General features: G+C 67.9%; 29 protein-coding genes. 1 reads left to right on the top strand and 28 read right to left on the bottom strand.

Annotation, left to right across the window (positions count from 1 at the left end):
* Positions 1 to 37: 37 nt before the first annotated feature.
* The 3 genes from O3T09_RS10215 to O3T09_RS10225 form a co-directional block, all read right to left on the bottom strand.
* Positions 38 to 1108, bottom strand: coding sequence for a UvrD-helicase domain-containing protein (locus O3T09_RS10215; protein ID WP_269295527.1), 1071 nt, complete (start codon positions 1106 to 1108; stop codon positions 38 to 40).
* A complete protein-coding gene (locus O3T09_RS10220; RefSeq protein WP_269295528.1) occupies positions 1101 to 2717 on the bottom strand; it encodes an ATP-dependent nuclease in 1617 nt (538 codons plus the stop codon). Before O3T09_RS10220 ends, O3T09_RS10215 begins: the two co-directional genes overlap by 8 nt.
* Before the next feature lie 187 nt (positions 2718 to 2904).
* A complete protein-coding gene (locus O3T09_RS10225) occupies positions 2905 to 4086 on the bottom strand; it encodes a type IIL restriction-modification enzyme MmeI (RefSeq protein WP_269295529.1) in 1182 nt (393 codons plus the stop codon).
* A 172-nt stretch (positions 4087 to 4258) separates the two neighbouring features.
* Here O3T09_RS10225 and O3T09_RS10230 point away from each other — a divergent pair, with 172 nt between their 5' ends.
* The gene (locus tag O3T09_RS10230; RefSeq protein ID WP_087114241.1) at positions 4259 to 5065 is read left to right on the top strand and encodes a YfbU family protein; all 807 of its coding nucleotides are present in this window, start codon (positions 4259 to 4261) and stop codon (positions 5063 to 5065) included.
* Between the two features lie 60 nt (positions 5066 to 5125).
* On the opposite strand, the gene O3T09_RS10235 is transcribed toward O3T09_RS10230, so the two are convergent.
* From O3T09_RS10235 to O3T09_RS10355, 25 genes are all read right to left on the bottom strand, one after another.
* Positions 5126 to 6109 carry a hypothetical protein gene (locus O3T09_RS10235; RefSeq protein ID WP_127434973.1) on the bottom strand — a complete coding sequence of 328 codons (984 nt, stop codon included), beginning with the start codon at positions 6107 to 6109 and terminating at the stop codon, positions 5126 to 5128.
* 73 nt (positions 6110 to 6182) lie between these two features.
* Positions 6183 to 6779 carry a recombinase family protein gene (locus tag O3T09_RS10240; protein ID WP_087114237.1) on the bottom strand — a complete coding sequence of 199 codons (597 nt, stop codon included), beginning with the start codon at positions 6777 to 6779 and terminating at the stop codon, positions 6183 to 6185.
* 124 nt (positions 6780 to 6903) lie between these two features.
* Positions 6904 to 7176, bottom strand: coding sequence for a hypothetical protein (locus O3T09_RS10245; RefSeq protein ID WP_135019665.1), 273 nt, complete (start codon positions 7174 to 7176; stop codon positions 6904 to 6906).
* A complete protein-coding gene (locus tag O3T09_RS10250) occupies positions 7173 to 7907 on the bottom strand; it encodes a DUF4145 domain-containing protein (protein ID WP_119218016.1) in 735 nt (244 codons plus the stop codon). Before O3T09_RS10250 ends, O3T09_RS10245 begins: the two co-directional genes overlap by 4 nt.
* Positions 7908 to 7917: 10 nt before the next feature.
* Positions 7918 to 8385: a hypothetical protein gene (locus tag O3T09_RS10255; RefSeq protein ID WP_119218015.1), complete on the bottom strand. Its 468-nt coding sequence runs from the start codon at positions 8383 to 8385 to the stop codon at positions 7918 to 7920.
* Positions 8376 to 9155, bottom strand: a complete 780-nt coding sequence (locus O3T09_RS10260) for a hypothetical protein (protein WP_153239422.1) — start codon at positions 9153 to 9155, stop codon at positions 8376 to 8378. The genes O3T09_RS10255 and O3T09_RS10260 overlap by 10 nt, the downstream gene beginning before the upstream one ends.
* Positions 9148 to 10917: a hypothetical protein gene (locus O3T09_RS10265; protein ID WP_262391185.1), complete on the bottom strand. Its 1770-nt coding sequence runs from the start codon at positions 10915 to 10917 to the stop codon at positions 9148 to 9150. The genes O3T09_RS10260 and O3T09_RS10265 overlap by 8 nt, the downstream gene beginning before the upstream one ends.
* A gap of 45 nt (positions 10918 to 10962) precedes the next feature.
* Entirely contained in the window at positions 10963 to 11166 is a 204-nt protein-coding gene (locus tag O3T09_RS10270) for a hypothetical protein (protein WP_119218014.1), read from the bottom strand.
* Positions 11156 to 12004, bottom strand: a complete 849-nt coding sequence (locus O3T09_RS10275; protein WP_269295530.1) for a glutaredoxin family protein — start codon at positions 12002 to 12004, stop codon at positions 11156 to 11158. The genes O3T09_RS10270 and O3T09_RS10275 overlap by 11 nt, the downstream gene beginning before the upstream one ends.
* A gap of 96 nt (positions 12005 to 12100) precedes the next feature.
* The gene (locus O3T09_RS10280; RefSeq protein WP_119218013.1) at positions 12101 to 12655 is read right to left on the bottom strand and encodes a hypothetical protein; all 555 of its coding nucleotides are present in this window, start codon (positions 12653 to 12655) and stop codon (positions 12101 to 12103) included.
* Positions 12656 to 12659: 4 nt separating this feature from the next.
* Positions 12660 to 13295 carry a prepilin peptidase gene (locus tag O3T09_RS10285; RefSeq protein ID WP_119218012.1) on the bottom strand — a complete coding sequence of 212 codons (636 nt, stop codon included), beginning with the start codon at positions 13293 to 13295 and terminating at the stop codon, positions 12660 to 12662.
* The gene (locus tag O3T09_RS10290; protein ID WP_269295531.1) at positions 13276 to 16779 is read right to left on the bottom strand and encodes a hypothetical protein; all 3504 of its coding nucleotides are present in this window, start codon (positions 16777 to 16779) and stop codon (positions 13276 to 13278) included. Before O3T09_RS10290 ends, O3T09_RS10285 begins: the two co-directional genes overlap by 20 nt.
* Positions 16780 to 16873: 94 nt before the next feature.
* On the bottom strand, positions 16874 to 17926 hold the full coding sequence (locus O3T09_RS10295; RefSeq protein ID WP_119218011.1) for a hypothetical protein: 1053 nt from the start codon (positions 17924 to 17926) through the stop codon (positions 16874 to 16876).
* A 412-nt stretch (positions 17927 to 18338) separates the two neighbouring features.
* On the bottom strand, positions 18339 to 18575 hold the full coding sequence (locus O3T09_RS10300) for a hypothetical protein (protein ID WP_087114226.1): 237 nt from the start codon (positions 18573 to 18575) through the stop codon (positions 18339 to 18341).
* A 90-nt stretch (positions 18576 to 18665) separates the two neighbouring features.
* Positions 18666 to 19451, bottom strand: coding sequence for a hypothetical protein (locus O3T09_RS10305; protein WP_135019327.1), 786 nt, complete (start codon positions 19449 to 19451; stop codon positions 18666 to 18668).
* Between the two features lie 155 nt (positions 19452 to 19606).
* A complete protein-coding gene (locus tag O3T09_RS10310; RefSeq protein ID WP_087114224.1) occupies positions 19607 to 20341 on the bottom strand; it encodes a hypothetical protein in 735 nt (244 codons plus the stop codon).
* Positions 20342 to 20356: 15 nt separating this feature from the next.
* Entirely contained in the window at positions 20357 to 20773 is a 417-nt protein-coding gene (locus O3T09_RS10315; protein WP_031943859.1) for a pilus assembly protein TadG-related protein, read from the bottom strand.
* A gap of 2 nt (positions 20774 to 20775) precedes the next feature.
* Positions 20776 to 21225: a TadE/TadG family type IV pilus assembly protein gene (locus tag O3T09_RS10320; RefSeq protein WP_087114223.1), complete on the bottom strand. Its 450-nt coding sequence runs from the start codon at positions 21223 to 21225 to the stop codon at positions 20776 to 20778.
* Positions 21222 to 21632, bottom strand: a complete 411-nt coding sequence (locus tag O3T09_RS10325; protein WP_031943861.1) for a hypothetical protein — start codon at positions 21630 to 21632, stop codon at positions 21222 to 21224. Before O3T09_RS10325 ends, O3T09_RS10320 begins: the two co-directional genes overlap by 4 nt.
* A gap of 44 nt (positions 21633 to 21676) precedes the next feature.
* Entirely contained in the window at positions 21677 to 21859 is a 183-nt protein-coding gene (locus O3T09_RS10330) for a hypothetical protein (RefSeq protein WP_069941622.1), read from the bottom strand.
* 99 nt (positions 21860 to 21958) lie between these two features.
* Entirely contained in the window at positions 21959 to 22831 is an 873-nt protein-coding gene (locus O3T09_RS10335) for a hypothetical protein (protein ID WP_031943863.1), read from the bottom strand.
* Entirely contained in the window at positions 22828 to 23694 is an 867-nt protein-coding gene (locus O3T09_RS10340) for a type II secretion system F family protein (RefSeq protein WP_069941623.1), read from the bottom strand. The genes O3T09_RS10335 and O3T09_RS10340 overlap by 4 nt, the downstream gene beginning before the upstream one ends.
* On the bottom strand, positions 23691 to 25274 hold the full coding sequence (locus tag O3T09_RS10345; RefSeq protein WP_081339252.1) for a CpaF family protein: 1584 nt from the start codon (positions 25272 to 25274) through the stop codon (positions 23691 to 23693). The genes O3T09_RS10340 and O3T09_RS10345 overlap by 4 nt, the downstream gene beginning before the upstream one ends.
* Positions 25271 to 26095: a hypothetical protein gene (locus tag O3T09_RS10350; protein WP_031943866.1), complete on the bottom strand. Its 825-nt coding sequence runs from the start codon at positions 26093 to 26095 to the stop codon at positions 25271 to 25273. Before O3T09_RS10350 ends, O3T09_RS10345 begins: the two co-directional genes overlap by 4 nt.
* On the bottom strand, positions 26092 to 26796 hold the full coding sequence (locus O3T09_RS10355) for an SAF domain-containing protein (RefSeq protein ID WP_077272438.1): 705 nt from the start codon (positions 26794 to 26796) through the stop codon (positions 26092 to 26094). The genes O3T09_RS10350 and O3T09_RS10355 overlap by 4 nt, the downstream gene beginning before the upstream one ends.
* Positions 26797 to 26850 lie beyond the last annotated feature (54 nt).

Here is a 26850-nt window from a genome sequence, read left to right on the forward strand (position 1 = left end):
CAACGTAGCAAAACCCGGCCCGGTCATCCTCGTCCGGTCAAGGCACCCAGACCTCCAGCCCGGAACCCTGCGGCTCTGGCAATACGAAAGCCACAGAGTAACGCGCTCGAGTCACGCCGACATAGAGACGACAGGCCGAGCGGTCCGGGAGAGTGTCTACACCCTGGATAAATTTCCGTATCGGTCCAGTTGGATAAATTATGACTCGATCGAATGTCAGGCCCTTAACTTTACCGAAGTTCATAAATGGGAGATCCACTTCGCGAGCCGTAGCACCCGAGTCGCGCAGGGGTTGCGGATCAAACTCATCGATATAGGCAGCGGCATGGTATTCAGATACTGCAAACACCCCATCGTGGCCCGTTCGTTCATCCTGCTTCGAGATTGTCGAAGGAAATCCCGAGGACTGGGGAAGTATCGAGTCGGAGAAAGTCGCAATTTCCTGATTTGACCTCCACGTGTCCGAACGCTCATGAATAGCAAGATTCCCGGAGGACTCCTGTTGCTTAAACCAGTCGAGCATCCCTAGTCCCCGGTACTGCCTAAGCGCTTGATCGTGGGGATTCGTGTCAAACACGGACTGTCTGACATCACCAACCATGACGATTCTCAGATGCTTGCACTTCAATAGTGCCTCGAGTATGTGAAGGTCATTTCCAGTTAGGTCTTGCACCTCGTCAATGTAAATCTCGTCATACATCCTTGAGATCCGATCGACGACCGCACCCCTACTGCGGGTCATAACATCGCGCGCAAGCTTGGATAGGTGCATTCGAAACGCCCTACCGGAGCTATCAAAATACCGACTAGTCCCTTTCGCGTATCGACCGGGATTACCCTCGAAGTTCAAGCCCGACAACCGCACCTCTGGATAGAGCAGAGGAAGATACGGACCTATGCAATTTTGAAGGAGGAATGAATACCACCCAGTTATGGTTACTTGATTTCCATTTAACCTCGCCCGGCCCAGCCGTATCTCCAGCTCCCGTTGTCCACTAATAGTGTATGTAATAACAAGACGCCTTGCGTTACGGTCGCCCACCGTGCACGCGTCGACAATGGACTGAGTTTTTCGAGACCCAGCGACGGCCAGAGTGAGCTCATTCATTAATGAACTCGATTGCTCTCTGGATGTATTCCGGAACCTCCAGCGTGCCCGGATCCTCGGCGAGTCTCAGTGCAGCTTCGGTCTTATTCGCGGTCATCCAATCAGCCACATCTTTGCCGGCGTCCAAGCGCAGCATTTTCCGCAAGTGGCTGGTCGTGTTACTATGCATCAATTGCGGCTCAAGAGTCGCCCCAGCAGAGGGATCCCCTATAAAGAGTTGACGTTTACCGGGCACCAAGTACGACTTGAACTTATCCTTCCAGTGGGCAGGGGACTCGCCATCATTGTCCCTCAATGCCGCCACCTGTCTATCGAGTGCATGGCACAATTCCAGTGCTCGGGCTAGTGCTACGCCGTTCATGGAGAGCACGTCGACTCCATCGTTGATTGGCAACACCCCGCGAATTAAGTTGTACGCCTTCTCGAAGATCATCTCGTCGGATGGCCCTTCTACGAGAACGAGATGACGGGCTAGGACTATGCGAAGGGTATCGAACCCAGACAGCTTTTTGAAATAGCTCACCGTGTCAGGCGAGAGGCTCGCAAAATTAGTGCCTTTCCCTCCTGAGAGAAGCCGAAGACGGTCTAGTCCTAGGCGATTTATCACATAAGAACTGTGGGTGGCGATAAACACTTGACGATTTCCGGCCAGGGAGTCGATACGCGCAATAAGACGAGTTAGTGCAGTATGCGATAGATGATTCTCCGGCTCTTCCACCATTACAAACGTGGTAGAACCGGCCGAGCGAAACATTGCGAGAGAAACTTTCAGTGAGGCCTGCTCCCCCTGTCCCGCTAGGGCAAACGGGATTGATGACAAATGAGGGACGACGGTATTCTCCCAAGTCGCTGCTGAGGACTGATCCATGCCCAGACTTATTTCGTCCTCGTTGAATACTGTCTCGTCCTTCCCGATCCTGTCATTAACCGCTTTCAAGGCATTATTGGTAATCTCAGCACGGGCTGCGCGATTTGCGATGGAGACTTGGGCTCTTTCACGGGGTTCCATAAAGCCATTCAGCATTTGTCGTGTATGATAGTCAATTCCCCAACTTGACTTGACGGTCCGGGCGTCAATTGTCGACAACCCCAGTCCCTTGGGCCGTTTCCTAACCAGAGCGCCAGCGAAGGACTCCCATACCACTTCGTAGTATTCAACAGGAATCATGTCCGGCCGGCTATCGCCGTTCATATACTCGGCAATTTCGCTGAGGTAGTCAGTCGACGGGCGGATCGTGATCTTGAGCCCGGGAGCGTCGTCCCCAGCCGAATTGTGCACCCCTCGAAGAAGTTGCAGGTCGGGGTCAGCCTCTTCTCCGCTGTTCGATTTGAAATAGAGCTCTATGAGGATCTCGGGTGCAGCAGGTGCTTTGCCGAGCCTGTACTCTGCAAAGAAATCTTTTACCAAATCAGCATTGAACCAATAGGGATTCAGTTCATCCTGGGCCCACTTGCCGTTGATGTGCCCACTCAGGGCCATCGTCATGGCTTCCAAGAGCGTGGACTTTCCCGATCCGTTATCGCCGACAATGAGATTAATTCCCGGGGAGGGTGCCATGTCGAAATCACGGAATACTCTGTATCCTTGAATCCTTACCTTGTCGATCATTGTTCTTCCGCTCCTCTTGTTGCGCGTCGACTTCCGACCTGAGCTCGTCCTCCTGCGCCGGTCTATTAGCCACCGTAGCTCGGCTTTGTCCTGGTTATCATTGGTAGGTCATGTGCCGTGACCGGCCGATTAAGTTTCCTTTGCAGATTTTAACCCGTCTCCTTGCAGGTGGGCTGGCCACGACGATTCAGTCAGATTTGGTGTCATCGAGCACTTGGGCCGTGGCCCAGGCGGGACTGTCTCGTGAGACGTTCGACTTGCGTATAAAGGCCGGGTCCAAGAACCGCAGCTGCCCAAGTCGCTCGTGCAGCCGGCCCAGGGCGGCGCGGTCGTGGATGCTCCTCACGAACTCCGCGCGCAGCTCATCCAGGAACAACGGGCCGATCAGCTTCAGGATGTTCTCTTCGGTCGTGTAGTGCTCCCCCAGCTCCCGGCGCGCCTCCTTCGACTTCACCGCCTGGAACAGCGACCCGAAGATCGCCGGCGAAATCGACCCCCAGTTGAACAGGCACGCCTCGATCAGCTTCTGTCGCATGGAGGCGTTGAAGTATGGAATCGAGATGGACTCCCCGAACACGGACCCGTTCACGTACGGGAAGCGCAGCATCAGCTCGTCCGTGCCGGCCATGCGCTTGTTCACCGGACGGTTCAGCACCTGGAACAGCGCGGTCAACTGCGCGCCCAGGTCCGAACCGTCCTCCGCGGTGCGGGTCTGAATGAACTCCAAGAACAGATCCCGCTCCCACAGACCCGAATCGTCCGCGAACAGCGCGAACAACGTCCGCACGAGAAACACCGACGCCTCGTGCTCGTCGTACCCGGAGCCCTCGAGCTCCACGTAGAGGTCAGCCATCAACTGCGCGGCCTTCACGGACGCCGCGGCCTGCTCGGCCGAACCGAACTCGCGCTTCTGGTAACCGGCGATGAACCCGAACCGCTCGGCCTCCACTGGCAGCTGCTCCAGCGGGAACTCGACCACAGCCTCCTCCCCGGCCGGGGCGTCCAGGTCGCGCAGGCGGAACGTCTCGAAGTCGCAGGTGATCACGTACCGCGGCTGCTCCGCGTCGGGCACGTTCGCCAGGTACGTCAGCGCCTGATCCTCGGCGGCCGCCAAGTCCTTGCCCAGGGACTTCTGCTCCGCGATGAGCATGCCGGGCCAAAACACGTCGATGAACCCGGCTCCGCCGTCGGCCTTCTTCGCCCGGCTCTCGTACTGGGCCACCTTGCGGCGACGGATTCCGTAGACCGCGAACAGCTCCGTCCAGAACGACTGGGACTCACCCCGCTCGTAGGACTCCCCCGCCCACTCGTGCACGAACGCGGCAGCGTTCGCCCGGATCTGGTCCCAGGACAGGGGTTTGGTCTGCATGAGGGCCGGCCTTTCGACGGTGATCGATCCATCATGCCCCGCCCCTTCGGGCAGTGGAGGCAGTGGCGGGCGGCTGCAGTCGTGGCCCCACCACCCCACCCGCCGATTCAGCGCCTATGATATACTGTATTTCAGTACGACAATACCGTCATACATGAACAAGGGAGGCATCATGCCCACAATCACCATCCGACTGACCGACCAGGAGCACGTCACAGTGAAGCAAGCGGCCGAAGACGAAGGGGTGACCCTGAGCGAGTTCGTCCGGGCCGCCCTGCACACGGCCCTGCCCTCAGCGCAGCGGCCCAGTGACACGCTGGGGGGAGAAGTTCCGCCCCCTGACTCCATCCCTCTGCACGAGCGCCAGCAGCTCGCCCTGCTTCATCGCATCCTGGCCAACGTCCTGCCCAAGGACGCCAACGGCCCCGACGGTGACCGCGAGTACCAGCTGCGGCGGGCAGAAGTGCTCGAGAAGGGCTACACGGGCGAGTACCACACGGAGGTGGCCGGCTTCAGCCACGAGCTCTCCAAACCCGACTCGACCCTGTTGATGGACATCCTCGACATGTTCCGCGTCATCACCGCCAGCCGAGCCCGGCTGGATAAGGAAGAGGTCAGCCTCGATCCCAAGATCGAGTACAACCTCGTCTTCCGCGGCTTCGACTTCCACGAGCCACTGGAAGCACAGATGGCGGAGTACACCGAGTTCCTCATGAACGATGGCCGGTGGACAGACCTGCAGGAGCAGTTCAATGCAAGCGACCGGGGAAACTCACACGTGCCCATGCTCGGCGCCTACCGCCGCATGCTGAACGAGTACAGCACGATCATGGCCACCCGCCGCCCGGGTGACTACCGCGGCCGGCTCAAGCTCTCGGCCGAAGAGCTCACTCAGATCGCCCAGGCCAGCATCCACCCGTCTCACCGCCGGCACCCCTCTGGGGACCAGGCAGAGGCCACCTCACAGCAGACAGACTGAGACCCGGCCGGGGCACCCTCCTTGCGCTACGAAAGTGAGGAGGGCGCCCTAAGGATCCGACTAAGCGCCGCCCTTGTAAACCCCCCTCGGGACAGGCCTCAAAATGCCATCGATGGGATCTGGAAGTGCAGCCGGGTCGGCTTTGGATTGTCGGTTCAAACGATCTGCGCCAGCTGCAATCCTTGCTACCCGTTCCAGTGGGGACTCCTTATAGGCCCCTGACTCTGTCGGCAGTATGTCCTTGAGCTCCGGCGGTGAATGAGTGAGGCCTGGCACCGGGGAACCATCCCCCGCATGAATGCAGACTGCACCCGCCTCATGAATAATCGCGGGGAAAAATGAAGTCAAGGTAAAATCTGAAGCCGTATCTGGTAACGGGGTCGGGGAAAAAATCATGCTGATGCAGAGCAAAGTGTTGGACCCATAGCCCGACAAGTCAATTATGAACGTGGAGTCACAACTGGGAGACTGAATAATTGGCTCCCCTAGGGTCAACTGGCGCAACTGCACCTCATTGAGACTGTCCCTTCGATAAAGCACACCGGAGACGCCCAAGCTTTGAGCGATCATAAGGTCTCCCATGACGTATATCCCAATGCCTGCGTCCGATGCTGCGGGGAGACGCACGGGAAGCTTCATCATTGCCGAGAAAATTTGTACCCGGTCCACCATGTCAATCGATGGCAGACGGGCGACTTTACGATCCTGCCCGCCGGTTTTCTTCGAGGGTTGCACCGAGGTCATACCGGAACGGTGGTAATGGAGTTTAGGCCGGTCATCTGAGCTCCGGACGATTTCCGATGAGGGGTCAGAATAAAGACCGCCACCTTCCGGAACCACGAGACGAGAGTATGTAACATCTGCCCAGGTGTCCATGACGGGGAAGATCATGATCCCTCCATCCTTTTTTAGAATGGATATTGTGAAGATCTTTTTGACTTCGGTCGATCCCGCTTCCCGAAGAAAAACTGGCACGCTTCGTCCGCCTGGAAACTTTTTTCCAGGCATTATAATCCCTGAATTTGACGGGGATAGTTGGCTCATCAATTTTCTCCCATTCTCCGATTTATTACAAAGACTTGAATTACTCGCATACAGGGGCGTCCGACAAATAGATCTAATTGATGGCCCCTGCGGCCTGCGTCTGCGATCCGGAACGTCTCAAAGAGGTGTATAGGGTCTGCCGGCTCACCCCGAACGCGCGCGCCACTTCGGCCTTCGGGATCCCCATCTCGATCATCACGCGCGCCTGCTCCACGTCGGTGTCCGAGAGCTTCGGGGTCTGGACGTACTTGCCGCGGGCCTTGGCTAGGGCGATGCCCTCGGCCTGACGCTCCTTGATCCGGCGGCGCTCGAACTCAGCGAATGCCGCCAGGATGCCCAGCATGAGCCCATCGACTGGGGAGTTGCCGGACTTGTCCACGGTGATTCGCTCTGACACGAACTGCACCGCGCACCCCTTGCCGGTGAGCTCGTCCACGATTGCGTAGAGGTCCCGGGTGTCCCGGCCGAGCCGGTCCATGGAGGCGACCTTCACCAGGTCCCCCTCGCGGACGTACTTCATCAGCTCGGCCAATCCGGTGCGCTTGGCTCGGGAACTGCCGGAGATCTTGTCCTGGAAGACGCGGTCGCACTCCCCCACCGCCTCGAGCTGACGATCCAGGTTCTGCTCGGCCGAGCTGACCCGCACATAGGCTACAGTCTGTCCAACCACGTCTTAGACCCTCCGACACTTCTGTCTAACGGCCCGTTTTGGGACCGTCTCTGACGTGATGGTCTCGTGGGCGGGCAGGGTGTGTAAAGGGGTATACCCGACTGGACGGTTTCTCAGACACACCCTAGCCGTGCGTGCGCCCGTAGGGGGCGCGCCAGGCCGATTCTTCTGCCTGAATGCGGGTGACCCACCCAGCGGGCACCCATGCCTGCAACCGTTCGGTGCTGGGCGCCTCCTCCCAGGCGATCAGCACATGGGTGCTCGACCAGCGGGCAGCCATCGCATCGACCCGTCCCCGGTCGGGGAGCATGACCCGCACGTAGGGGGCGTCCTGGTAGAGCGCGGAGTGGACCTCCTCGGGGCTGCGGAAGGCCGGCGGCTCGTAGACCGGGATCACGACGCCGCGCGCGGTCCGCGGGCGGCGTCGTGGCGAGCCTTGCGGGCCGCGCGCATGCTGGCCTTCTGGGCCGGCTGCTCGTAGAGGACGAAGGCGGCCTCCCAGAGCAGCTCGGCGACGTCGGCGATCTCCTCGGGGGCGTACTGCACGCCGGCATGGATGCTGTCGTTGCCCACGACGCGGGACTCATGCAGGTCCTCCAGCACCTCGGCGTCCAGCCGCGGGGTCAGGCTGTTGATCTTGGCCTTGAGGTCCCGGCCGGTGCCGCCCTGGTCCTTGACCATCTCCTCGGTGGCCGCGCGGTAGAGGACGCCGGCGGCGCGCAGTGCCCCGGCGTCCTCGCAGATGCTGGCCTCCTCGTAGATCGAGGCGACGCCCGCTGGGGCGGCCTCGGGAAGCTGCCGCGGGGGCTTGGCCGGCACGATCATCGTCCGGGACGTCCGTTCCTCAGCGGTCATCGTCCGGTCGTCGGCCTCACGCTCCCTCGAGTGCTCGAGGAGGACGATGGTGCGATCGCAGAACTGGCAGCTGTAGACAAGGACCAAGTCCCTGGCCTGGCGCATCCTCTCGAGGTACCCGGTCGCACCCCCCTGAGCCGGGTCTGGCACGGGCTGGCGCGCGTAGTACGGATCCCAGGTCGGGCTCACCTGCGCCTGGCCGACGAGGTGGGCTGCCACGTGGTGTCCGCAGTGGGGGCAGAGGCCGGTGCCGTCGGTGAAGTCCTCGCTCATGCCGGTCAGTCTAGGGGCGGGCTCCGCGCGGCTGGGCCTGCTCACGCTGGGCCACACGCGCGCTGTGCAGCGCTCCGGGGCGGGGGGAGGTCTCGTGCTTGAAGGCCAGGTAGTCGACGACGTCAGGCTCGCACCAGAGCCGTCCGCGGGTGACCGGCTCGGGGAACTGGCGGTCGCGCTGGCGCAGGGAGCGGGCCGAGCGCTCGGCCACGCCCAGCAGCTCGTTGACCCGCGGCTCGGCGATCAGGCCGATCACCCGCGGGTCCAGGCCCGCCTCGTGCAGCTCGGTGGCCGCACTGGCCGCGCGGTGGCGCACGGCGGTGGTGGCCGCCTCGTAGGAGTTGGCCCCGGCCGCGCGGGCGAGGATGTCCAGCAGTGCCGCGGGGGGCCGGTAGGGGCCCTGGTGGGCGTGGGGGTCCAGGGCCTCGTCCCACCGGCGTGCCGGCGGGGCCGGCTTCTCGTGCTGATTCATCCCCATCGGGTGCGTCCTCCTCGTCGTCCCCACCGGCGGGCGCCGGCCTCATCCTGGGCCACGCGTTCCTCCTTGGAGCGCACGGCGTTGAAGCTGGTCACGGACAGTCCCACCAGCTGGCCCTGCGTGACGGCGTCGCGGGCGTAGCGGTCGCCCATCTGGGAGGCGATCCAGCCGCCCATGTCCCCGCCGTTGCGGTCGCGCACGTCGGAGACGACGTCGGCGGCCAGGTAGCCGCCCTTGGAGCCGACGTCGAAGGTGCGGGTGCGGCCGCCGCCGATGTCCACGGTGGCGCGGATGTGCACGCGCTTGTCCTGGTGACGGGCGCCGCGGGCGACGTTGACGATCGACATGCGGGCCGCGTGCAGGCCGGCCCCGCGCTCGGGCGATCCGACGGTCTTGGGCAGCTGGATCCGCACGATCCGGTTGCCGTCGGGCAGGTGGGTGGTCGTGGTGGAGTGGCGGGTCAGGGAGGGCCCGCGCCGGGTGTCCCTGGGGACCACGGTGGGCTTCTTGGCTCCGCGCTTGGCGCGCACGGGCACGATCTTGCCGGCCGCGTTGCGCCGGCGCCGGGGCGCCTTAGAGACGGCGCCGGTCTCGTGCAGCTCGGTCAGCGCGTCCCGGTAGGACTCGCCCGAGGTCTCCCCGCGGGCGATCTTCTGCATCATGCGCGGGGAGCGGTTCATGGCCGCGCCGAGTTCGGCCCAGGTGAGTCCGTAGGCCGAGCGCACCCGGGTGACGAGCTCGGCGGGGCTCAGCTGTGCCGGGTCACTCACCGTCGGCCTCCTGCTCGTCGTCGCCGGGCAGGTAGTCCGTCCCGTCGACGGGGGCGGCCTGCATCTCGTATTCGGAGTAGGCGGCGTCCACGCCCAGGCGCGCGGCCTTGGCGCGCAGCCTGTTGCGGGCGGTCTCGTCGGCGGGAATCTTCAGCGGTCCGGGGACGTAGCCCTGGAGGCGCATGCGTCCCACCCGGCCGTCATCACCGCCGCCACGCTCCTCGGTCAGGGACCAGGAGGGGACCTCGGTGGTGTAGATCGCGTCGCCGCGCACGCCCAGCAGGGTGTGGGCCGGCACGTGCAGGGCCCCGCCCTGGAAGCCATCGGCCATGGGTCCGGAGAGCATGCGCGCCCGGGCCCGGCCCCAGACCTGCACGGCGAACTCGGGGTGGTAGTAGCGCTGAGCCTGGCCGTCGAAGCGCGGCTTGGTGGTCCAGATGAAGGCCTTGCCGTGCTGCTTGACGTCGGGGGCGTTGGCCGGGACCTCCTTGGGGTCGAAGGTGATGTGGGTCTGCACGCGCCCGCGGGCCGCGAAGTTGCCGATCGTGTTGATCAGGATCGAGCGCAGTGCCGCGGAGACGGCGGTCTTGATGACCTCGTCCATCAGCGGGTCGCCGGCGACGGCGGCGCGAGCCTTGACCAGGTTGTCCTTCCAGGTGTCCAGCGGGCGTGCGCGCACGCGCCGGTCGCGGTCGCGGGCGCCGGGGACATCGGTGGTGAACGCGACGGACTCGATGGGGTCCAGCTGCCAGCCGTGGCGGGCGGCGACGAAGAACTCGGCGGCGTCGATCCAGGCGCTCCCGGTGGCGCCGGGGCGGTTGGGCCAGTACCAGCCCTCGGAGGCCTTCTCGTGCTGGACGCCGATCAGGCCGATGTGGTCCCAGGTGTCGGGGACCTTGAACTGCACGTGCACGCGAGCGCGGGCGTAGGGGTTCTCCCGGAGCATGTCCGCGGTGTCGTCGCGGCGCAGCCGGTACCCGGGGCCGATGCCCAGCTCACTGCACATGGCTCCGTACATGAAGCGGCCGTCGACGTAGGCGAAGCCGTCGATTTTGGGGGTCTTCACCGGGTCGTGCAGGGGGATGCAGTCCGGGTGAGTGTCCGAGGAGGATCCGGCCACAAGGTGCTCGACGTGGTGCTGGCCGGAGGTGCGGTGCAGCTCCTCGGCGATGTCCTCGGTCAGCGGGTACGGCTCGAGGTTCTTCGGCAGGGTCAGGGCCCAGAGGTTGGCGCCGGTGGCGGTGGGGCTGTCCATGAGCTTGGCTCCGCGGAAGTGCGCACCGATGATGCCTTCGGTGGCCTGCCAGGCCAGGCGGGCCTGCTCCGGGCTCAGCGGGGCGTCGCCGAACCACCCGGAGACGAACTGCACCAGCATGCGCTTGCCGGTCTGGCGGTGCTCGAAACGGCCGGTGGCCGGGGAGCCGAGGTTGTGTCCTCCGTCGATCCAGCCGGGAGTCTGCACCAGCAGCCAGTGGCGCTTGCCCGGCGCGGCCACCGGGGTCTTGCCCGTGAAGAAGATCCGGTCCACACCGACGGCGGCCGCAGTGTCGAGCATGTCGGTGAGGTTCGGGTTCTTCCGACGCGGGCCGATCTTCGGCGGCACCGCCTGCCCGTTGTCCAACACGCCCCGGCCCGTGGTGTAGTCCGCCCACAGGTTCTTGCGGGCGGCGAGGTTGCGGTAGGCCACAGGGCGGAACGTGGTGGGGGTGTTGTCGCGCAGGCCAGCGCGCCCTCCGGGACGCTCGCGGTTGGAGTAGGCCATGGGGACCTCCGGTCGATCTGACAGTTAGGACAACCCTACATTGCGCTAAACCTCCTCGGTAGGGAGCAGGTCCAGCGCGTCGAGCTGGCCGGGCAGCACCGCGGGCGGGGACGTGTCGTGGAGATCGTCGGTGCCGGCCTCCGGGGTCGGCTGGCCGGCGCGGGCCAGCAGGGCGAGCTCGGCGGCCAGGGTGTGGGCACCGCCGTGGCGGCTGCGGTGGCGGGCCAGGCGGCGACGGTCACCTGGCATGGGCCATCTCCGTCTCCAGGGAGCTGCGCCAGAGCGAGGTGTGCACCACGGTGGAGCCGGCGGCCATGGTCTGGCCCAGGTGGTGGGCGATGCCGCGGCAGGAGACGGACAGGTGGATGCCGACGGAGCGGCCCAGGCGGTGGATGCCCAGCAGGAGGTTCTCGGCGTCGTCGGCCTCGTGCTCCCCGGCCGGGGCGAGGTCGGCCCAGCGCTGGCGCAGATGGGCGTAGCCGTCCAGGACGAGAACGATGGGCTGGAAGGGCTCGGGGCGCTCCTTGGCGAGGGAGGCGACCTCCACCAGGTGGTAGCGCTCGCGCATCAGCTCGCTGGCGGCACGGATGCGCTCGAGCTGGTCGCTGACGTCGGCGGTGACCACCTGCGCATACCGATGGTCCTCGACCTTGTCCAGCTCCCCGGGCAGGCCCAGGCCCCAGGCCTGCCAGCCCACGGAGACCGCGGTCTCCATGATCCCGCGCTGGATCACGCTCTTGCCGCTGTCGCGGTCGCCGATGATCAGCAGGTGACCCTGGCGGGGGTCCCAGAGCACGTGCTCTCCGGCCTCGGCGGGGCCCACGTCGATCGTGGCCTGCACGTCGGCGGCCGGCGCGGCCTCCGGGGCCGGGGAGGCGTAGCGGTCGGGGAGGTAGCCGTACCAGTGCTCCCCGGTGGCCTCGTCCACGGTGACCGGCGCGCTGGAGTAGCCCATCTTGCGCAGCTTCTCGACGGCCGCGGGGTCCTGGGAGACGTCGACGAGGGTGTGCGGGATCTTGTGGGCGCGCAGGTGGGCCTTCACGGTCATGCAGGGGCCACAGCCGGGGCTGGTGTAGATCGTGTACATGGGTGCTCCTCGGTCAGGGAGATGGTCGGGGCCATGGCCGGCCCTCACTTCCCATAAGGCCGGCATCCGGCGCTGATGTCCCTCCCCGTTCCGGGGTCAGATTTCATGCGCCGGGTGCAGCAGCAACGCGTCGGCGGGGATCGTCGAGGTGTGCTCGAGGTGCCCAACCTTGAGGCCGGCGGCCAGCAGGGCCTGGACCGCGGGATGGTCCTCGGCCAGGTCCTGGAGGAGGACCAGGGGGACGTGTCGCGGAGATGCGGGCGGCGCCGCTTCCTCGGCCGGCGCGGCCGGCAGCGGCGGCTCCGTCGCACCATCCGCAGTGAGGGTGCCTTCTGGCTCGGCTTCTGGCGTGGGTTGTGGTGTGGAGTTCAGGCCGGCCTTCCGTTGCAGGCGGGCGAGGTCGGCGTGGCGGTCCGGGGGCAGCTTGGCGGTCTCGAGCAGCTCGAGGGCGCTGGTGAGTCCGGTGTGGTCGCCGCTGGCGAGCCAGGTGGCCACGATCAGGCCCACGCGGCCGGCCTTGCCGGAGTCGTGGCCGGGGTCGCCGGGAACGGGGTGGGCCGCGGTGAGGTCGTCGAGCTGGGCGTGCTTGAGCCCGGCGGTGAGCAGGCCGGTCAGTGCACGGCGGTCGCGGGCGGAGAAGGTGCGGGGCACCTGGTCAGGATGCCAGGTAGCCCAGGACGGCGAGCAAGGCGAGCACGTGCCCGGCGACGAGGTACGGGGCCATGGGCACGCGGGTCTTGCGCTGGCCGCGCAGCAGGGCCGGGACCGCGCCGAACAGGGCGGCGAGCACGTAGCTGGCCAGGATGGCCAGCACCCAGGCACCGGGGCCGTGGGCGCCGATGGCCAGGGCGGCCACGGTGACGAGCTTGACGTCGCCCATGCCGGTGCCGCCGATCAGGTGCATCACCATCAGCACGACGGCGGCGATCACGGTGACCACCAGCCCCTGGAGGGCCCAGGCGCCGTAGCCGGTGACCAGCAGGCCCACCGCGGCGCCGAGGTTGATGGTGCCCAGGGCGGCCACGGCCCAGTTCGGGATGAGCCGGTGGGCCCGGTCCACGCGCGCCATGTAGGTGCCCAGGCAGGCCAGGGCGATCAGGGCGAGCGCGGCGTGGACCATGAGCACGGGCAGCCCGGCGACCGCGGCGCCGGTGATGCCCAGCAGGGCAGCCAGGGCCGCGCCGGGGCCGATCAGGGTGCGCACCGTCCGCGGCGGCACCGTGTAGGGCGCCGGCGCGGGGTCGGTGGCCGCGGGGGACGTGTCGTGGAGATCAGGCGACACGGTAGCCATGGGCCCGCAGCTCCTCGATCAGGGCGGTGGTCTCCACCTCGGGCTCGAGGTCCTCCTCGAAGGACTCCAGGTAGGAGTAGAGCTTCTCGATCAGGCGGGTGACCTCGGTGTGGTTGCCGGCGGCGGCCTCGGTGACCAGAGCGTCGCGCCAGGCGGCCTCGTTGGCGGGGTCGATCGCGCGGCCGACGCGGGCGGCCAGCTGGGCGTGCTCGCGGTGGCCGGCGGCCAGGGAGCGGGCCACGAGCTCGTGGGCGGCGTCGCAAATGGTCTGGACCATCTCCTGGACCAGGGTCTCGGTCCAGGCGACGTTGGAGGCCTTGGCGTGCTCGAAGGGCACTCCCCTCACCAGACGCATGGCGGCGACCAGGGCGGGGGTGGAGGCCTTCACGGGGTCATCGCCGATCAGGGACTGCACGACCTGCCAGTCGGTGAGCACGTCCTCGTGGACGCGGTAGCCCTCGCTGCCCACGGCGGGCAGGTAGGGGGTGCCGTCCGCGGCCTGGCCGAGCAGGCGGCGGGTCTGGCCGGTGAGCTTGTTGCGGTTGCTGGAGGCGGACTTGCCGTCGGAGCGCTGGGTGGGCCAGAACGCGGCGTGGACGGCCTCGGCGCTCGCGCCGGGGTGCAGGGCCAGGTAGGCGGCCAGGGCGACGCAGCGGGCGGTCTGGGTCGCCGAGACCTCGCCGGTGGCTGCGGTGACGGGGGCCTGGCCCTGGGCGCCGACGAGCTTGAGCTCGCCGAGCATCAGGATCATCGGGGCCTGGGTGGTGGCCTGCTCCAGCAGGTGTGCGGCGTCCAGGTCGATCTGCTTCTGCGGGTCGGTCGAGGCCAGCTGCTCGGGGGCGGCGTCCTTCTCGTCCTCGTCCTCCGCGGGGGACGTGTCGTGGAGATCGGTGGCCGCCTCCTGCCGCGCCGGCTCGGCGGTCGCGGCCGGCTCGGGCTCGGGCTCGGACTCGGGCTCGGGCTCGGGCTCGGACTCGGGCTCGGGCTCGGGCTCGGGCTCGGGCTCGGGGGCAGTCTCGGCGGGTCCCGCGGTCTCGGTGACTGCGACGACGGCCGGGGTCTGGTCCTGGGGCTCGGGGGTGATGTCCTCGGGCTCGGTCGGCACGGCGGCCGCCGCGGCCTGGTCCTGGCTCTCCTCGTCCTCGTCCTCGTCCTCGTCCTCGTCCTCGTCCTCGTCCTCGTCCATGGTGTCGTGCGGGGCGGGCGCAGGGGTCGGGGTGTGGCGGGCGGCCTGGGCGGCGAGCACGTCCTCCTCGTTCTCCTCGGCCGGATCGGTCTCGTCCTCGGCGGTCTCAGCGGCGGGGACCGCGGGCTCGGGGGTCAGGGGCAGGTCCTGGGTGTTCTCCTCCTCGTGGAGCATCTCCTCGAGATCGGCCACCGCGCTGAGGTGGGGGCGCTCGTCCAGGACGGTGTTGATGTCGATCGTGGTGGTCGTCCCACGGCCGGTGGAGCGGGGGTTCTCCAGGGCGGTGGCCAGCAGCTCCTTGATCCGCTCGCCCTCCTCGGGGGTGATCTTCTGCGGGCGCAGGTGCTGATTGACCGGGAGCAGGTCGGCGTGGTCCTCGTCCTCGAGGTTCAGGATCCAGTCGGAGGCCAGGGGGTTGGCGGTGGTGACCGCAGCGATGCCCAGCCGCGGGATGGCGCCGGCCAGGTCGGTGAGGCGACGTGCCTGGGCGGGGGTGGGCTCCAGGCCCAGCAGGACGATCTCGGGGCCGAAGGCCTCTTCCTGGTTGGCGGCGCGGGCCTGGTCGAGGGTGGCGGCGTCCTGCTCGTCGAGGGCGCGGCGGATGTCCTTGGCCTTGCCGTCGAGCTGGCCGATCAGCTGGTCCAGGTCGTCGATCTGGCGGACGCGGCCGTCGCTGACGACCTTGGCCAGGCCGTCGGCGACTCCGACGAGCGTGATGGTGACGTTCTCGGACCAGCTGGAGGTGGCCAGCTCCACGGCCATGGCGTCGAGGACCTGGGTGGTCAGCTGGGGGTCGCCGTCGATGCCGAGGGTGCCCAGGCGCTCGAGGTCGAGCAGGACCTGGGAGCGAGTGTCGTCCTGGCCGACGGTGACCAGCGAGGGGTAGGGGGCGGCGGGCAGGTCGGGGTCGATGTCGATGGAGCCGGAGGCCAGCGTCCAGACGACGCCGTCGTCGGTCTCGGCCACGAAGGGCTCGGGCAGCTGCGCGGGGGCCATGAGGTAGAGGGCGATCTGCTCGGGCGAGACGCGCACGAGGAACAGCTCGGGCAGGTCCTGGCCGTTCTCGTGGGCCCAGCGGGCCAGCCAGCGCTGGACGACGTCGAGCTCCTCGGCCTGCTCGGGCTCGGCGACCACGCGCAGCTGGGTCTCCAGCTGCGCGGTCTGCTCCTCGGGCATGGGGACGGACTGGCCGGGCTGGCGGCGGCGGCGCTGGAGCTGGCGGCGCAGGCCGACGATGCCCAGCAGTCCGGCCGCGGCGAAGGCGCCGATGCCGCCGATGGTGGCCCATGCGGGGACCTCCTCCGGGGCAGCCTGCTCCTGGTGGGAGGACAGATCGGCGGGGGCCGGCGCGGTCTGCGTGAACGCGCCGCCGGGGACGGCGGAGGGGCCCTCCTGCTCGGCGGGGGCCGTGGAGGGTGCCGCAGACACGGCCTCGCCGGGCAGCGGGTGCTGGGCGTCCTGGGCCGGTGTGGAGTCCGAGGCGGCGCTCGGGGCGGCGGCCGCCTCGGGGGCCGCCGTGGCCGAGTCGTCGGCAGGGGCGGAGGGTTCGGCCGACGCCGATGCGGAGGGCGCCGCCGGGGCGGGGGCCGGCTGGGCGTCCGTGTCGGTCTGCGCCGGGGCGGGGGCCTGCTGGGAGGGGGCCGGTGTCGCGGAAGTGGAGCCGGCGCCGGTGGGTCCGTCGGGCAGCTCCACGGTCCAGCCGGTCATGATGAGGTCGGGATCGGTGAGGGTCTGGCCGTCGGCCTGGGGCGTGGAGCGCATCTGCTCGGCGAGCTCGCCCCACCGGCTGCCCTGGCCCAGCTCGTCCCGGGCGATGCCCCAGAGCGTGTCTCCCTCCTGCACGGTGTAGGTCCGCTCCCCCGCGGCGGCCGGGGTGTCCTGGGTGGTCTGGCCCTCCTGGGCCATGGCGACGGCGGCGGGAGCGGAGGCGGTGTCCTGCGGGGTCAGGGCGAAGGCGGGGCTGCCACCGCCGAGGGCGAGCACGGCGGCGATCAGCGCGCCGGCCAGGGCCTGCTGCGGGCGCAGCGCTCCGCCCAGGTTGGGGGTCTCGACGCGGCGGATGAGGCTGATCACCTCGACCACGAGCGAGTAGACGAAGGAGGCCCAGAAGCCCCACGCGATCAGGGGCAGCACGGTGCCCATCAGGAACGTGCCGCCGAAGTCGATGCCGGTCAGGGCCTGCTGGAGCTCGGCGGTGCTGGGGATGGGGTTGCCGGCCAGCAGGATCAGGGCGGCGGGGATGCCGACCACCAGGGCGGTCAGGGCCAGCAGGGCCGCAAGGCCTTTGAGGGTGCGCATGGGGCGTGTCTCCGCTCGCGTGGGTAGAGGTCTTCACGGGGTAGAAGGCTGGGGCGGTCCCCCGATGTCCCTTCTAAGTTGATCTGAGGTCAGTTTAGGCGGTGAGGTGGGCCGCCTCAAGGCTGTCACGCTCCGCGCCACCTTGCCGGAACAGCATCCGCATGGCCGCCAGGGCCGCGGTTCGAGCCGGAGACTCCACTCCCGCGGCCGCCGCGCGCGCTCGCGCATCCGCCTGGCGATCCCGGTGCATCGCCTCGCGCGCCGCCTCCGCCCGCTCACGAGCCCGGGCAGAGGCTGAGGCGAGCACGAGCCCGCCGGCGTCCTTCCAGTGCTCCAGGCGCCACCGCAGGTAGCCGCGAGCTCGAGCGGTGTCCTGGCCGGCGTCCAGGCTGTGGAGCCGGTGCGCGCCCTGGGGGGTGTGGTCCAGGGCGTGGAGAAGGTCGGCCGGGGTCCAGCCGGCCTCGAGGAAGGGACGGATCAGCGAGCGGACGTCCCGGGCCGAGAGCACGCGCAGACCCAGAGCGCGATCCTGGACGGTGCGGGCGGCGGCCAGCTGCTGACGACGGGTGGCCACTGCGCGGTTGCAGGGCCAGAGCTCGACGAGTCCGCGGTCGCGCGCGTGCGTGGTTCCTCTACAAGTTCTAGTAAGTGAATCCTCTAGCGAGGAAGGGTGCCAGTTTTTCTCCACAGCCCCACGGATCCGACGCTGACCTGCACGCTCCCGTGCTTCGGCCGCGGCGTCGGCACGGTGCCTGGCGAGGATCTTCTCCACGTCCAGGTGGGCGGTGCAGCACAGCACGTAGACCGCCGCCTCGTTGATCCGCTTGCCACGCTCGTCCGGGGTCGCGTAGGCGGCAGAGCGTCCGGCGGCGACGCGTCCGATCACCCCGTGTCGCATCAGCCAGGCGATGGCCGCGGTCACCGTCGAGGCGCTCCGGCCGATCATCTTCGCCAGGCGCTTGTGCCCGGGACGGGAGATCATCTTCGACCAGTCCGCGCAGGCCGCCAGCGCACCCACCAGAGATTCCATCAGCCGCCGACGGGTCCGGGAGAGGTCCTGCCAGGCAGGCAGTGCCCGCAGGGCGGGAACGGCGTCGCCCAGGTGCTCCAGACGCCGGGAGCCGGCGGGCACCGCGGCCAAGATCACGTCGATGTCGCCCTCCCGGGCACGCGAGGGCCGGCGCCAGTTCTGACGGCACGGATTCGTGATCCGACCCCGCACGGGCCGGGCTGGTTTCTGGCGATGGCGCAGCAGTCGGGCGAGGGTGGACTCCCCCAGGCACGGCGCCGAGGACACGGCCGACGGGAGGGGGGACGTGTCGCGGAGAGGGATTTTGGGTAGACTCGGGCACGACAAGAGAGACGTACCTCCTTCAGGTACACCTTGAGATCCAGCCCGTGTCGCCAAACACGGAGCCGGAACTCGAATCCAGAACCGAATGCCATGCCGGGTAAGCACTAGGGCATTCGGAACAACTTCAAACGTCAGTCACTACCTGTCGTCAGCAGGTCTTGACTCCAAGAAGCGGATCCGCGCCAACGGGTCCGCTTCTTGCTTTTTATGCGGATTTCAGGTCAAACGCCTCCTGGCCGTGCTCTTCGGGAATCTCGTGGGCGTCCAGATGCTCCGTAACCAAGGCGGTCACGTAGTCGTTGATGCTCTCGCCGGTGTACTCCACCCAGGCGTGCAACTTGGCCTCATAGCTACGGGGGATGCGCGCGGTCACATTGAAGCGGTCGCCGCGAGACGGGCGGCCGCCACGATGCCGGCGGGGCGTGGCTGTGGTGGGGCTCATGCGATCACCATACTTGTTTCAGCTTCCACAAACGGAGCGGTCCTAGCGGGACACGCCGGAGCAGATCTGCGACCTGCTCCGGCGCACGCGTCACGGGCGGACGTTCAACGCCTGGAACTCGCCGATCCGCACGTCCTGCGATGAGCGCGTGAGGGTCTCGATCACCCCGGACTGGCCCTGGGCCGTCCACTCCACAGACCACGTCGTGATCGCCGTGACCTTGTAGGTGGGGTTGGACATCTTCATGTACGTGTGCCCGCAGTCCGGGGACTCCTGCTTGCCGAAGCGGTCCTCGTAGACGGTGCCGGGACCGTCGCAGACCACCTGCGTCCCATCGCCCATGTCCCAGGTGACGTGCACCGGCCGCGCCGTGGCCTGCACGGCGATCCCGTTCACGTCCTTGGAGACCGTGTACGGCCCCCACGCCTGCGGATCGTCAGGGTTCCCGACCCACATCCACGCCGGCAGACCCACAGCACCCGTGCCGTTTTCCGCCACCGGGTACGGCACCATGCCGATCTCGATGCCCTTGAGCTGCATCTCCTTCACGACTGTCTGGGCGGCCTGGCGGATCTCCCCCGGCCCGGCCTGCGTGGAATCCATCCAGCGCGTCTTCACTGGCTGACCGAGCGTCAGCCCATCGCTCGGGTTGCACTGCTCCCACGCGCCCCGTTCCGGATCCTTGCCCGCCGGCGGAGTCGGCTGCGGCGACATGTTCACCCACACGCAGTCATTGACCGGGTCGTAGTTCACGTCACAGCGGTACGGGACGCTGTCGCCAGGCAGAGGCTCGTTGATCTCGCAGAAGTTCGCCCGCTTCGGGGCCTTCCCGTCCCGGCCCAGCACGGGCTGCGCGTTCTGTCCCTTACCCGGCACCGTGGCCTCCACCAGGCAGCTAGAACCCGTGCTGCCTGCACGGCATCGCCCATCAGCGGTCGTCCCCGCGGCCTGGGCCGCTGCCCCCGTCGCGCCGACGAGAGCGCTCGCGGTCAGAACCCCCGCGGCCGCCATGGCGGCCCACCTGTTACGGGTCAGCACGAGGTCTCCTCCGGTCCGTTCAGCGGAGGCAGCTCGCTGGAGACGACGCTCCAGACGCCGTCGTCCTCGTTCCAGAGCACCGCGTACTTCACGATGAACCGCTGCGTGGCGCCGGTGTCCACAGGCTTGCCATCCTTGCCGGTGATCTTCACACCCGAGTTGTCCTCGCACACGCGCAGGTTCACCGAGGCGTTCTCGACCAAGGTGCCATCAGCATGGACGGACGGGCCCGCCAGGCCGTCGATCAGCTCCACCTTCGAGGCGCCCCGGTAGGTGGCCCCCGTGGCGAGCGTCTTCTCCACGTTGGCCTTCTGCTGAGTCAGCTCGCCCTGCTGTGCCGCCACGGACAGGCGATCCGCGTTCTTCGCGTCACCGCTGTTCAGCACGTCCGACGAGACCGTGTAGAGCAGCTCAACCGCCTTGAACGCGCTCGCCTTCGCCTCCTCCTGGCCCCCCGGCTTCTTCGAGGTGACCGGCTTGTACTCCGGCAGCGCAGACGACGACGCGCTCGCGGACGACGAGGACGCGCTCGTCGAGCTCGAGGAAGCGGAGGACGAGGACACGTTCGCGGACGACGACACGTCCTCGATCGGCGCAAGCGAAGACTGCGAGGCGCTCGCAGACGTGGAATCGCCGCTCGGCTGGCCGCCGCCGTTGCAGCCGGTGAGCGTGAGCGCCAGAGCCAGGACGGCTCCGGTGTATGCGGTGGTCTTGGTGACGCGGCTCATGGTGTCTCCTTGCGGTCAGCGGGTGTTCGAGTGGATCTGGGCGGTGCCCTGGCCGTGGCCGGTCAGGACGCCGGTGGGGATGAAGCGTGGGGTGTAGGGGACGTCGACGTCCACAGTGACCTTGGTGGGGGTGACGTTGACGGTGCCGGTGGCTCCGGCTTCGGCGATCATCCCCTGGGCGGCGCGCGCGGCGGCCGCTCTGTCCAGGGTGATGTCCTCGCCGCGGGCGGCTCCGGCCGTGGTGCCAGCGTTGGCGCCGGCGCGGGCGGCCTGGTGGGCGATGGTGACGGCCTCCTCGGAGGCACGCACCTTGCCGTTCCAGTCGATGCCGATGCCGAAGCCGACGAGCACGATGATGGGGACGAGCATCAGGACCAGCAGGGAGGACTCTCCGTGCTCGCGGCCGAGCCAGGCGCGGAGGCGGGCGATCATGCTCAGCCCCTCTCTCGATAGGTGTCCACGGGGGACGTGGCGTCGGCGGTGATGGTCCAGGACCCGGGAGTGCCGGGGATGGCCAGGTCGGAGAGCGGCACCGTGCAGGTGATGGTGGCGGAGACGGACCCGGGGATGCCGGGGGCGTTGCGCAGGGCGGAGGTGTCCAACGTGATGTTCTGGGAGCCGCACGTGAAGTCGGTCTGGTCCAGGGTCATGCGGGCGGACTGGCGCGCATTGGACTCGGCCTGGCCGGGGTTGCGGGCCAGGGTGGCCTCGCGGGCGGCGACGCCGGCCGCCGACTCGATGGAGGTCTGTGCTGCTCCGATGCGGCCGCCCATGACGGCGAGGGCGATGAGCAGTCCGATGGCCGGAGCCACGATGAGCAGCCCGACGCCGGACTCGCCGCGCTCATCACGCAGCCAGGCCAGGGACATGTCGCGGAGGTTCACTTGACCACCCTCTCGACGGGCCCGGTCACGGACCGGGAGACGGACGGGCTGATCCACTGCCCGGTGTAGGCCGGCGCGGTGCCGGTGACGGTGACGGTCATCCGCTCCCCGGTGGTGCTGATGTTCACGGAGGCGCCCTGGAGGGTGCCGGAGTGCTGGGAGATGACCTGCTGGGCGGCCGCCTGGCCCTCGGCGCTCGAGCCGCCCATGACTCGGGAAGTTGCGTAGGCCGCGTTGGCCGCGGACTGGGCCACGGTCGAGGCCTGGTAGTAGGCGCCGGCCTGGGGGACGAGGAACACGAGCAGGAGGGCCACCGGCACGATCAGCAGCGAGGCGATGTTCGAGGAACCCGTCTCGTTGCGTGCATGGGCCTCGAGGTGCGCTCGAAGCGGTGCCGTGATGTTCATGGTGACCCCCCCTGCTCGTGGTGTTCCGTCCCTGGCTGGTCTAGTCAGCCCAGCTCGCCGACCTTGTTGGTGGCGAAGGTGTTGATGCCGGCCCAGACCAGGGCGGCCAGCACGACGGCGGCGAGCACGCCGAGGATGATCTCGATGGTCTCGGCGCCGGTCTCGTCCTTGTGCTTGTCCTGGATCCAGGCGCGGAGGATCAGGTACTGCTGCATCAGCTTGTTCATGGTGAGTCCCCTCGTGTGGTGGAGATGGCCTCGGGACGGTCCCGATGCGGGTGGGTGGGTGGATGGGAGATCACGATCTCTGGGAGGAGCTCGCGCGTCTCACGCGCTCATCAGCGTCAGCATCAGAGGGGTGAGGACGATTAGCGTGAACATCAACGCGATGAACATGATGATGTTCTTCATGCGGCCGGAAGCCTCATTCTCACGGGCTGCCTCGGCGTTGAGCATCCGCACGCGCATGTTGCGACCCAGCGCGCGCAAAGGCTCGTAGACGCTGGCCCCATTGTCTCCGCTCAGGCGCATGATGCGGGCGGCATCGGTGAGCTCGGGGACGTGGAGCTGCGTGGCCAGGGTCTCCAGGGCGGTCCAGGGCTGGACCTTGGTGAAGCGAGCCCGGACCAGTTCCTGACGGATCCGCTGGAAAGCCCAGGTGTCGCCGATGGCGGCTGCGTTTTCCAGAGCCACCGTGGGCTGGGCGTTGCGGCCGCGCTCAGAGGCCAGCAGCTCGACGAATACCGCGACCGCGCGTGCGAAGTCAGTGCGTGCCTTGGTCGCTCGCTTGCGGGCGGCCGAGTCAGGTGCCAGCCAGGCGACGGCGGCGACGAGCAGGCTGATCAGCAGGGACAGCCACAGCGGCAGGGAGTAGAGCACCTGTGCGGCCACGCTCAGGGCGAGGCAGACCACGAACACGAGTGTGGCGCCGTAGATCTTGGCCCAGGTGTGGCGGCTGCGGGTGGTGCCCAGGATGTCCAGGTCGGCGTCGGTGAGGCCGTTGACCAGGGCCGGCGGCAGCGTGCGCATCGTCCACTGCGAGGCCCGCTCCTGCCAAGAGAGCGCGCCGCCTCCGGAGGTGCTGGTCACGGTGCCGTCGAAGGCCGCCGCGCGCAGGCGCGGACGCTGGGGCAGCAGGGGCCAGATCAGCGCGGTCGCGGCCAGGCCGAACAGCATGCCGGCGATGATGATCATCATCATGACGAGCTCCTAGCGGTCAGCAGGCGGACCTGCGGCGGCGGGGCTACCACGCGGGTCATCCAGATGATGAGCCCTGCGGTGACCAGAGCCAAGACGAGGTAGAGCGCCTGGCCCAGCGGGGTCTGGTAGGCGGCCATGGGCCCGCCCATTCCGGGGACCAGGCACAGGGAAATCACCACGATGGTGATCACGATGCGGGCCTCACGGCGGGCGCCGGCGCGGTCGGCGTAGATGGCCCGGCGCTTGGAGACCTCTTCCTCCACGGAGGTGGAGAGGTCGTCCAGGGAGTTCGCCAGGCCCTGGCCGCGCTGATTGGCGGCCAGGATCAGCTGCATGACGACCAGGTCGCCGGTCTGGTCTCCCCATTCCAGGCCCAGGCGCTTGAGGGCGTCTGCGGTAGGCCAGCCGGCCTTGATGCGGGCATTCATCGTGGCGATCTCGTCCCGGATCAGGTCGCCGGCGTTGGGCATGGAAGCGGCCAGTGCGGTCTCCAGGGAGGTTCCTGCGACGATCAGGCCGGAGAGCGAGCGCGTCCACATCTCCATCTGCGCCAGCTTCTCGATCTGGGCCGATCCCCCGCCGGAGCCGAAGGCCAAGCGCAGGAGGATGACGGCGCCGGGCAGGGCGACGAGGTAGACGAGCAGGCCGGTGAACAGCGCAATGAAGAAGCCCGCGGCGGCGGCGATGCCCACCATGATCCACGTGTTGCGGTCCATGCGGCGGCCGAGTTCCTTGAGGGCGGTGAGCCAGCGCGGATCGGGTGCAGGGGCCTTGGGAGGGGCGGGCCAGAGCCAGTTCACGGCAGCCATGCCCAGGCCGAGGATGCCCAGGGCAAAGCTCAGAGGGAGCAGGAGCGAGCTCATCGGGCACCTCCGGCCAGGCGCAGCAGGTCGAAGCCGGTGCGCTCGAGATCGTTGCGCAGGCGGTTGTCCACGGGAGGGGCCACGGGCACGGCGTTCTCGTCGCCGGGACCCATGCGGAACAGGTCGGCCACCGAAATGCCCTTGTCGGTGTCGCCGGGCAGCACCTCGGAGATCGAGATGATCTTGCGCTTCACCGAACCATCGGGCTGAGGCACCTTGCGCATCTGCACGACGACGTCGATGTGGTAGCCCAGCTGGCGAGCCATGTAGGTCTCGGAGAACTCGTTCATGCCCAGGCCGACCAGACGGCGCACGGCCTCCTCGCCGGAGTAGGCGTGGACGGTGCAGTAAGTTCCCGCGCCGGTCTGCATCGCGGAGATCATCGCGCCGATCTCCGAACCGCGGACCTCGCCGACCAGGATGCGTGCGGAGTTCAGACGCAGGGCCTTCTCCATGGCCATGGTCAACGTGTACTCGCCGATGGTGCTGCCGTCGGCGGCGCGCTCGCCCGATCCGGGGCGAGCCTGAAGCTCGATCGGCGGGACCAGGCGAGAGTCGAGCCGGTCCAGGTGCAGCTCGCGCTCCTTCTCGATGGTCACGATCTGCTCCAGCGGGCCGATCTTCTCCGCCAGGGCGCGCATCAGGGTCGTCTTGCCGTCGCCGCCGAAGCCGCTGATGACGATCGTCTTGCCGGCCTGCACGAGCGCCGTGAGGAACTCGGCGGCCAGGGGGCTCAGGGTGCCGTTGTCGACCAGCTGCTCCAGGGTGATGTTCACCAGCCGATGGATGCGGAATACGGCGGTGGGCCGCGTGGAGACCGGGCGGGCGGTGGCGGCCAGACGGACCGAGCCCATCAGGTCCATGTCCAGGTCGGGGTGGGCCGCAGAGAAGGGGCGGGACTCCTCCCCCGCGTTCGCGGCGAGGAACTGGAGCTCGGCCATCATCTGCTCATCGGTCTCGAAGACGGGCGGGCGGCGCTCCATGCTGCCGCCGGTCTTCTCCACCCAGACGTGGTCGGAACCGATCATGTGGATGTTCTCCACCCCGGGCTCGTCCACGAGTGCCTGGAATCGGCCCAGACGGAACATCGCATCGAAGGTGGCCTGGCGCAGTGCCGCCTGCTCTTCGGCAGTCCATGCGGCGTCGCGGCCGCCGGTCTGCACGTTCTCACGCATCTGCTCGATGATCGCGCGGTCGATGTGCCGCCAGCCCATGGCGTGCAGCTCGCTCTCGGGCAGGTCGATGCGGTCGGCGGTCTCCTCGGCGTGCCAGTCCACGGCCTTGGCGCGCAGCACGTCGACGATCGACCAGAAGCCCGTCAGCTCCGTGGTGTTGCTCGGCCGGGTCGGGGCGCTCTGCTCGGCCTGCGGTGCCGGCTCGGGCACAGCAGTCAGCGGCCGGGACAGACCGGGCAGCTCAGCGGAATCGGTGGGAGACGGGGTAGTGCCCAGCGGGCGAGCCAGGTGAGCGCCGGCGGAGGCGGGGATCAGGGACGGCCGGGCCGGCTTGGCCGGGGTGCTCTCGGTCAGGAACGGGAGGTTGAGCAGGTCCAGGGACATGTCGGGGGTCTGATCCTTCATCGCTGCTCTCCTCCGGTCTCGGTGGGCATGTCCGCCTCGATGAGCTGGCGGCGGGCCATCAGCGCGTCCGCGAGGGAGGCGTTGGCGGCACCGATGGCCCGCGTGTAGGAACGCAGCCTCCAGGACGTCGCCTGGGCGCCCCCGCCGAAGTGAGCGCCGGCTTCCGGGCTCTGGGGAAGGCGTCCACGCACCGGCAGGCCCAGCACCTTGGAGATGTCCTTGGAGGGGAACTCCTGGGCTCGATCTTCGACCACGAGCAGGGAGGACGTGTCCACTGCCCCCGCGGTGGCGCGGGCCTCCAGCACGGCCGGCAGATAGGCACGCGCCGCGGCCACGGAGACCAGGTCGCTGCGCACCACGACGCTCAGGTGGTCGCTGTCGCGCCAGAGCGCCTCCCGGCCGTGGGCGTTCTCGGAGCGGCCAGCGTCGACGATCACGTCGATGTCCTGGCCGGAGACGGCGCGCAGAGCCATCATCAACTCCGGCCAGAGGCCCCGCATGGATCGCGCGGCCAGCGGCTCGGACATGGCGGGCAGGAGCCAGCGGGAAGGCTGGCCAGCGTCCTGGCCCGTTCCCAGGTCGACGGCGTAGTCCCAGATGTCCTGCTCCGTCAGGGCCTGTCGCATGGAGTTGTGGGCGATGCCCATCAGGCCGCTGTCGGCCGGCATGCTGCCCTGCAACCACCCGGCGAGCACGGATGAGGGCTTGCTGACGTCGGCCTCCACGAGCAGCACAGGGCGCGGCCACTGCAACGTCATGGCCACGGCCGTGGTGCTCACCCCCGGGCTGACGCCGAAGGCCGCAAGGGTCAGGATGCTCACTTCTGCGCTCCCTGCATGATCACGCTGGCGGTGCCGGCGGCACCCCAGGTGGCGACCTTCTGGGCGTCGGCCTGCTTCACGCGCAGATCCACGGTGGTCTTCCCGCTGTTCTGGTCATGGTGGCTGGCCTCGATCACGGCCGCGACGGGGTCGTGATTCTGGTTCTCGTCACCGGCCTTGGTGTTCTGGTTGCCCGGGGTGAAGAGGACCTGGACGTGATCTCCTGCGGCCATTTCCCGGGCAGGCAGGCGCCCGACCTCCAGAGCCAGGCCCACCAGCGATTCGCCGTCCTCCACACCCAAGGACGTTGCCGTGGACGTGCGCGTGATGGTGCTGCCCGGCTGGAGGTCGGTCGTGGCCACCTGCCCCTGGATCTGCTGGGCCTCGGTCGCGGGGACCAGCACGCTGGGGTCGCCAGCCACGCGCACGGACGAGAGCATGGAGGACTCGATCTTCTGCCCTCGCTCCACGGGAGCGTTCACCACCAGGTAGGGCTTGGCCTCGTTGGCCTGGGTCCCCACGAACGCGCCGAGGCCGCCCAGGGCAGCCAGGGCGACGGCGACAGCCACACCGCCCACGCGGCGCTTGGCCACCGGCGTCGGCGCAGGACGGCCCACGGGAGCCGCCGCGCTGGAGCCGGCCTCGCTGACGCGCGGGTTCTCGGTGGGGGTCACCTTGGGCGACCGCTTTCTCAGAGCCACCTTGGCCTGCCTTTCTCGCTACTGAGGGGACTGCACGGGGAGCGTATCAAACCT

Source organism: Micrococcus sp. H39-S4 (assembly GCF_027158145.1).
Classification (GTDB): domain Bacteria; phylum Actinomycetota; class Actinomycetes; order Actinomycetales; family Micrococcaceae; genus Micrococcus; species Micrococcus luteus.

Excerpts from the sequence above, each read along its gene's own strand:
- O3T09_RS10220 (WP_269295528.1), bottom strand. The coding sequence starts at position 2,717 with ATGATCGACAAGGTAAGGATTCAAGGATACAGAGTATTCCGTGATTTC.
- O3T09_RS10225 (WP_269295529.1), bottom strand. The coding sequence starts at position 4,086 with ATGCAGACCAAACCCCTGTCCTGGGACCAGATCCGGGCGAACGCTGCC.
- O3T09_RS10255 (WP_119218015.1), bottom strand. The coding sequence starts at position 8,385 with ATGGGGATGAATCAGCACGAGAAGCCGGCCCCGCCGGCACGCCGGTGG.
- O3T09_RS10230 (WP_087114241.1), top strand. The coding sequence starts at position 4,259 with ATGCCCACAATCACCATCCGACTGACCGACCAGGAGCACGTCACAGTG.
- O3T09_RS10315 (WP_031943859.1), bottom strand. The coding sequence starts at position 20,773 with ATGATCGCCCGCCTCCGCGCCTGGCTCGGCCGCGAGCACGGAGAGTCC.
- O3T09_RS10290 (WP_269295531.1), bottom strand. The coding sequence starts at position 16,779 with ATGCGCACCCTCAAAGGCCTTGCGGCCCTGCTGGCCCTGACCGCCCTG.
- O3T09_RS10215 (WP_269295527.1), bottom strand. The coding sequence starts at position 1,108 with ATGAATGAGCTCACTCTGGCCGTCGCTGGGTCTCGAAAAACTCAGTCC.
- O3T09_RS10275 (WP_269295530.1), bottom strand. The coding sequence starts at position 12,004 with ATGTACACGATCTACACCAGCCCCGGCTGTGGCCCCTGCATGACCGTG.
- O3T09_RS10250 (WP_119218016.1), bottom strand. The coding sequence starts at position 7,907 with ATGAGCGAGGACTTCACCGACGGCACCGGCCTCTGCCCCCACTGCGGA.
- O3T09_RS10330 (WP_069941622.1), bottom strand. The coding sequence starts at position 21,859 with ATGAACAAGCTGATGCAGCAGTACCTGATCCTCCGCGCCTGGATCCAG.
- O3T09_RS10265 (WP_262391185.1), bottom strand. The coding sequence starts at position 10,917 with ATGGCCTACTCCAACCGCGAGCGTCCCGGAGGGCGCGCTGGCCTGCGC.
- O3T09_RS10335 (WP_031943863.1), bottom strand. The coding sequence starts at position 22,831 with ATGATGATGATCATCATCGCCGGCATGCTGTTCGGCCTGGCCGCGACC.
- O3T09_RS10325 (WP_031943861.1), bottom strand. The coding sequence starts at position 21,632 with ATGAACATCACGGCACCGCTTCGAGCGCACCTCGAGGCCCATGCACGC.
- O3T09_RS10285 (WP_119218012.1), bottom strand. The coding sequence starts at position 13,295 with ATGGCTACCGTGTCGCCTGATCTCCACGACACGTCCCCCGCGGCCACC.
- O3T09_RS10345 (WP_081339252.1), bottom strand. The coding sequence starts at position 25,274 with ATGAAGGATCAGACCCCCGACATGTCCCTGGACCTGCTCAACCTCCCG.
- O3T09_RS10340 (WP_069941623.1), bottom strand. The coding sequence starts at position 23,694 with ATGAGCTCGCTCCTGCTCCCTCTGAGCTTTGCCCTGGGCATCCTCGGC.
- O3T09_RS10270 (WP_119218014.1), bottom strand. The coding sequence starts at position 11,166 with ATGCCAGGTGACCGTCGCCGCCTGGCCCGCCACCGCAGCCGCCACGGC.
- O3T09_RS10300 (WP_087114226.1), bottom strand. The coding sequence starts at position 18,575 with ATGAGCCCCACCACAGCCACGCCCCGCCGGCATCGTGGCGGCCGCCCG.
- O3T09_RS10235 (WP_127434973.1), bottom strand. The coding sequence starts at position 6,109 with ATGAGCCAACTATCCCCGTCAAATTCAGGGATTATAATGCCTGGAAAA.
- O3T09_RS10310 (WP_087114224.1), bottom strand. The coding sequence starts at position 20,341 with ATGAGCCGCGTCACCAAGACCACCGCATACACCGGAGCCGTCCTGGCT.